The organism is Actinomycetota bacterium (genome assembly GCA_040905475.1).
In the GTDB taxonomy this organism is placed as follows: domain Bacteria; phylum Actinomycetota; class AC-67; order AC-67; family AC-67; genus DATFGK01.
In genome coordinates this window covers 1-6,211 of record JBBDRM010000076.1, presented here as the reverse complement: position 1 = coordinate 6,211, position 6,211 = coordinate 1, and the positions used below count along the sequence as shown (strand labels likewise).

5 protein-coding genes are annotated in these 6,211 nt (G+C 67.9%); all 5 read left to right on the top strand.

Features of this window, described 5'->3' with window-relative positions; genetic code table 11:
* Nucleotides 1-750, top strand: a 750-nt coding sequence (locus WEB06_07995; protein MEX2555557.1) for a putative PEP-binding protein, incomplete at its 5' end; no start/stop codon positions are given.
* 144 nt (nucleotides 751-894) lie between these two features.
* Nucleotides 895-2,169 carry an MFS transporter gene (locus tag WEB06_07990; protein MEX2555556.1) on the top strand — a complete coding sequence of 425 codons (1,275 nt, stop codon included), beginning with the start codon at nucleotides 895-897 and terminating at the stop codon, nucleotides 2,167-2,169.
* A 253-nt stretch (nucleotides 2,170-2,422) separates the two neighbouring features.
* Nucleotides 2,423-3,466: a deoxyguanosinetriphosphate triphosphohydrolase gene (locus tag WEB06_07985; protein ID MEX2555555.1), complete on the top strand. Its 1,044-nt coding sequence runs from the start codon at nucleotides 2,423-2,425 to the stop codon at nucleotides 3,464-3,466.
* The gene (gene dnaG / locus WEB06_07980; protein ID MEX2555554.1) at nucleotides 3,466-5,259 is read left to right on the top strand and encodes a DNA primase; all 1,794 of its coding nucleotides are present in this window, start codon (nucleotides 3,466-3,468) and stop codon (nucleotides 5,257-5,259) included. The genes WEB06_07985 and dnaG overlap by 1 nt, the downstream gene beginning before the upstream one ends.
* The coding region (locus WEB06_07975; GenBank protein ID MEX2555553.1) for a sigma-70 family RNA polymerase sigma factor at nucleotides 5,259-6,211 on the top strand (953 nt) is incomplete at its 3' end. The genes dnaG and WEB06_07975, both read left to right, overlap by 1 nt.

The window sequence follows — 6,211 nt, the reverse complement described above, 5'->3', positions numbered from 1 at the left end:
GAGGTCGCCGTGGCCGAAGCGACCGGCGACATCGACGGGATCACGGAGATGAAGGAGATGCTCGCCGCGGTGAGTCAGATGCACGAGACCAACCCCATGCTCGGACTGCGCGGGGTCCGGCTCGGGATCCTCAAGCCGGGGTTGTACGCGATGCAGGTGCGGGCGATCGTCGAGGCCGCGTGCCGCGTCAAGGCGGAGGGCCGTAAGCCGGTCGTCGAGATCATGATCCCGCTCGTCGCGACCCGGGAGGAGCTGGCGCAGATGCGGGAGGAGCTCGAGCCGGTCGCGCAGCAGGCGATGGAGGCGGCCGGGCAGAAGATCGATCTGCTCTTCGGGACGATGATCGAGGTGCCGCGCGCCGCCGTCACGGCCGACGAGGTCGCCGAGGTCGCCGACTTCTTCTCGTTCGGCACGAACGACCTGACCCAGATGGCGTTCGGCTTCTCGCGCGACGACATCGGCAAGTTCCTCGCTCAGTACGAGGAGCGCAAGCTCGTACCGGCCAACCCATTCGTCACCATCGATGCGGGGGTCGGCAAGCTCATGCAGATGGCCGTCGAGGCAGGCCGCAAGTCCAACCCCCACATCCACTTCGGCATCTGCGGCGAGCACGGCGGCGAGGATGCCTCGGTGAAGTTCTGTCACCAGATCGGGCTGGATTACGTGTCCTGCTCGCCGTTCCGGATCCCGACCGCCCGGCTCGCCGCCGGGCAGGCCGCCCTCGGCACGGCTGAATCCGCCTCGAAGTAGGACCCCGAAGACCTAGAGATAGGCCGGATGCACTAGACGATGCCGCGCGCGCGGCTCGTTTATCGGCGCGGGCATCAAGGCGAATCGGACGTCCGCCGATGTTCAACCGTACCCCCAGACGCCGTCGCCGCAGGAAAGGGACCCATGAGACGCTCGAGCGAGAGGTTCCAGTCCCTGCGGGCGCTCAATCGCTCACGCGACTTCCGCACCCTATGCGCCAGCCAGGCGCTCGCCGGTCTCGGCGAGTGGCTCGCGACGCTGGCGCTGATCGCCCTGGTTTGGGACCGGACCCACTCGGCCATCGCGTCGGGCGTCGTGCTCGCCTTCCGGATCCTTCCGGCCGCCTTGCTCGGCTCCTGGCTCGGCTCGCTGGTGGACCGGCTCGACCGCAAGCGGGTCCTGGTGGCGTGCAACGCCGGCCGGGCCGTCGTCTATGGGGCGCTGCCGCTCTTCGGCGGGCTGGCGCCGGTGTTCGCGCTGGCGCTCCTGGCCGAGGTCGCGACGATCGCCTACATGTCGGCGCGAGACGCGACGCTGCCACGCTTGATCGCCAAGGAGCATCTCCCGATGGCGAACGCGATCTCGATGGCGTCCGCCTACGGCGCGATGCCCCTCGGTTCCGGACTCTTCGCGCTCGTAACGTGGCTGCGTCCGGGCATCGCGTTCCCGATGTTCCTCGCGTCGGTCATCGTCGGCTTCGCCACGATCCTCATCGGCCGGTTGAACGCCGGTGTCGAGACCTCGCACGAAGTGGGCTCAACCGGCGCGAAGGCCGAGAAGTCCTCGTTCCTCGACGGCGTTCGCGCGATCCGCGCGCTGCTCGCCGCCGATCCGGTGCTGAAGCGTGTCGCGATCGGAGCGGCGGTCGCCGCTACCGGCGGCGGCGCGGTCCTTACGCTCGGGCTGGCCTACGTGCGCGGGACGCTTCGAGCCGGGCCCGGCGCCTACGGCGGCCTGCTGACGGCGTTCTGTGCCGGCGTGCTGGTCGGCGTCGTGGGATTGCAGCGCAACCGGGCGCACCTGACCAAGCTTTTCCACCTCGGCGTCGCGGCCATGGGCGGCATCCTGCTCATCATGGCGCTCTTCCCCTCGACGCCGGTCGGCTTCGGAATGGGGTTCGTCTTCGGCGGCGCGTTCGTCGCGACGTTCCTCGGCGGGATCACCATCCTGCAAGAGCGCGTCCACGACTCGCTGCGCGGACGCGCGTTCGCGCTGGCGCACTCAGGCTTGCGCGTGAGCGCCGTGAGCCTCGGCATCCTTGCCGCGTGGGGCGCGAAGCTCCTCGGCTCGCAACAGCGCGTCTTCGGCACCTTCCGCCTGGACGGCACCCAGATAATGTTCATGGCGGCCGGGCTCTTCCTGCTCGTCGGCGCCGCCTTCCTGCTGCGCCCGGTGACCGCCCGTCCGGTCGCCGTGTAACCGCGCTCGTCCCCTCGAAACCGTCCCCAGACGCGGGACGGGGATGAACCCCTTCAGGTCCATCCCCGTCGTCGGGCGTCTGACCCAGGGATTCGCCGCCTTCCCCGTTTCTCCTGCACCCACCTCGCGAAGTTAGGAACTTCACAGCTTTGACCGCCCCCGGAGGCGGCCGTAGCATCCTCGGTCGCCTCCCCTCGCGACCGTGGTGTCGCACGCTGCGGATACGCTGCATCCAGGCGGGAGAATCGTTCCCGTGGAAGGTTCGGACGTGGTCACGATCAGCGAGGAGACCGAGGGCATCGAGCGGCAGATCCTGCAGCCCGGTGCAACCCTCGCCGCCGAGACCAAGGGCCGCGAGCGCCCCGAGGAGCGAGACCCGCTCCGGACCGATTTCCAGCGCGACCGCGACCGGATCGTGCACTGCAAAGCCTTCCGGCGCCTCAAGCACAAGACCCAGGTCTTCCTCGCGCCGATCGGCGACCACTATCGCGTCCGGCTCACCCACACGCTGGAGGTCTCTCAGGTGGCCCGCACCATCGCCCGGGCGCTTCGGCTCAACGAGGACCTGACCGAGGCGATCGCCCTCGGCCACGACCTCGGCCACACGCCGTTCGGCCACATCGGCGAGGGCGTTCTCTCTAAGTCGCTCGGCCGCCGCTTCAAGCACGCCGAGCAGTCGCTGCGGGTCGTCGAGGTGCTCGAGTACGGGGGCCGCGGCTTGAACCTGACCTGGGAGGTCCGCGACGGGATCGTGAACCACACCTGGGCTCAGCCGACGCCGGCGACGCTCGAGGCGATGTGCGTGCGGTTCGCCGACCGTATCGCCTACGTGAACCACGACCTCGACGACGCAGTCCGAGCCGGGATCATCGGGCCCGCCGACATCCCGGCCGACGTCGAGCGCGTCCTCGGCCGGAGCCACTCGCAGCGGATCGCGACGCTCGTCGGCGGCGTGGTGGATCAGAGCCGCGGGACCTCCCAGGTGAAGATGACTCCCGAGATCCTCGACGCGATGGACGCGTTGCGCAGCTTCTTGTTCGAGCGCGTGTACCTGACGCCGAAGCTCGGGACGCATCGCGAGCGAGCCGAGCGAGTGATCGGCGAGCTGTTCGCCTACTATCGCGAGCATCCGGATGACCTCCCCGAGGAGTACCGCGCGATCGAGGGAGACGTGCCCGCCCGCGTGGCCGACTTCGTGGCAGGCATGACCGACGGCTACGCGATCCGCACGCATGCGGTGCTCACCGGGGAACCGGGCGCCGAGGCGGCGTGGCACGACCGCGAGGACGAGGACTGATGGCCGGACGCATCCGCGATCAAGACATCGAAGAGGTTCGACGCAAGGCGGGCCTCATCGAGATCGCGTCCGAGTACATGCAGGTCCGCAAGGCCGGCTCGGCTCGGTTCAAGGCGCTGTGCCCGTTCCATCAGGAGAAGACCCCGTCGTTCTCGCTCGAAGCAGCTCGCGGCCTTTACTACTGCTTCGGATGCAATAAAGGCGGCGACGTCATAAATCTCGTCATGGAGCTCGAGAGCCTCACGTTCGTCGAAGCGGTCGAGCGCCTCGCCGAGAAGGTCGGGGTCCGCCTCTCCTACGAGCAGCAGTCGGCGGCGGACCGGCAGGCGGCGGGGCGCAAGCAGCGTCTCATCGCCGCCCACCGCGAGGCGGTCGCGTTCTACCACGCCCTTCTCATGGATCCGCCCGAGGCCAAGGCCGCGCGCGAGTACCTCAAGGGCCGCGGTCTGTCGAAGGAGACGGTTGCCGCGTTCTCGCTCGGCTGGGCGCCGGCGCGCTGGGACGACCTCTGCCGACACCTCGCGAAGAAGCGCTTCACCGAGCCCGAGCTGATCGAGGCAGGGCTGGCCCTGCGTTCCGAGCGCGGCAGCCTGATCGACCGTTTTCGCGGCCGCGTGATGTTCCCGACCTTCGACGTCGCCGGCGAGCCGGTGGCTTTCGGCGGGCGGGTGCTCGACGACTCGACCCCTAAGTACCTCAACACGGCGGACACGCCTATCTTCCACAAAGGACGCGTGCTCTACGGGCTCAACTGGGCCAAGAAGGCGGTGGCCACGGCCGGCCGGATCGTCGTCGTCGAAGGGTACACGGACGTGATCGCGCTCCATCAGGCGGAGATAACGGAGGTCGTCGCCTCGAACGGCACGGCGCTGACCGCCGATCACTTCTCCCTGATCGGCCGGTTCGCGCCCAGGGCCGTGCTGGCCTTCGACTCCGACCGAGCGGGCAACGCGGCCGCCGAGCGCGCGTTCGACGCCGCGCTGGCGTCCGGCTTGGACGTGCGCGTGCTGATCCTTCCCGCCGGGAAGGATCCCGCCGACCTCGTCACCGCGCAGGGAGGCGACGCCTTCCGAGAGATAACCAAGACCGCGGTGCCGATCGTCGAGTACCGACTTCTGCGCGAGATCGAGCGATTCGACCTTTCCGACTCGGAAGGACGCACCCGGGCGGTTCGCGCAGGGATCCCGATCCTGGTTCGCATCCGCGACGAGGTGATGCGGCGCGACTACACGAGCCGCCTCGCGGAATGGACGAGGCTCGACGCCTCGGTCGTGTTCCTCGAAGTGGGTCGCGCGACCGGGGACCCGACCGCGCGCGCCGCGCCGAACATCCGAAGGACGAGCGCGCAAGTGCGTTTGGAGCGCGACCTTTTGAAACTCGCGCTACAGTACCCGGCGTCGATCGAAGCGCATCTGGATGGTGTGGATCCCGACATGCTTTCGGTGCCGACCCATCGAGCGATCTGGCGAGAAGTGGCCGCCGGAGGCGATGCGTCCACGATCGTCGAGCGGCTTGATGAGGAGGGACGCGGGCTGGTGGCGAAGCTCGTGAACGATCCGATCGATTACGACCTCGACGGCGACGGTCGTCCACCGCAGGCGCACGTCGACGAAGTCGTCAACCGCCTGAAGGATTTCGCTTTGCGCCGTCTCATCGTGGAGAAGAAGGATCAGCTTCAGAAGCTGAACCCCATCGAGAACGAAGAGGAGTATCGCAAGCGTTACGCGGAACTCATCGCCCTCGAGGGAGAGAGCAAGCGCGTGAGCGGCGTACTGGGCGAGGAGCCGTGGTGATGCGGGTTCCGGTCGACAGGCAGCCGGACGGGGTTCGCGAGCTTGTCGAGCGGGCCAAGGCCCGCGGCGGCTTCATCACGGACGACGAGATCGACGACGCCCTGTCGACCCTCGATCTTTCGCCCGAGCAGCTCGAGGCCATGCAGCAAGCGCTGACCGACGAGGGCATCGAGGTCATCGAGATGCCCTCCGCCGCCGACATCGAGGCCGACATCGAGGCGGGGCCGGTCGCCCGCGAAGACAATCTCGTTCAGGCGACGAGCGATCCCGTCCGGATGTACCTCAAGGAGATCGGCAAGGTCCCGCTCCTGACCGCCGAAGAAGAGGTCATCCTCGCCAAGAAGATCGACGCCGGGCTCGAGGCGGCCGCGGAGATGGGGGCGGGGAAAGCTTCGTTCGAGACGCTCACCGCCCTGTGCTTCAAGGCGGCGCTCGAGGAGCCCAGTCCGCGCGACAAGAAGATGGCGCCGGAACGGACGCTCGAGATCCTTCACCGCGTCGAGCGTGAAGGCCAGATCGCCAAGAAGAAGCTCATCGAGGCGAACCTCCGGCTGGTCGTTTCGATCGCGAAGCGGTACGTCGGACGCGGGATGCTCTTCCTCGACCTCATCCAGGAAGGCAACCTCGGGCTGATCCGCGCCGTCGAGAAGTTCGATTACACGAAGGGCTTCAAGTTCTCAACCTACGCGACGTGGTGGATCCGTCAGGCGATCACGCGAGCGATCGCCGACCAAGCCCGGACGATCCGGATCCCGGTGCACATGGTCGAGACGATCAACAAGCTGGTGCGCGTGCAGCGGTCCTTGCTCCAGGACCTTGGTCGTGAGCCGCTGCCGGAAGAGATCGCGCATGAGATGGACATCACGGCCGAAAAGGTGCGCGAGATCCTGAAGGTTTCGCAGGAGCCGGTGTCGCTCGAGACGCCGATCGGCGAGGAAGAGGACTCGCACCT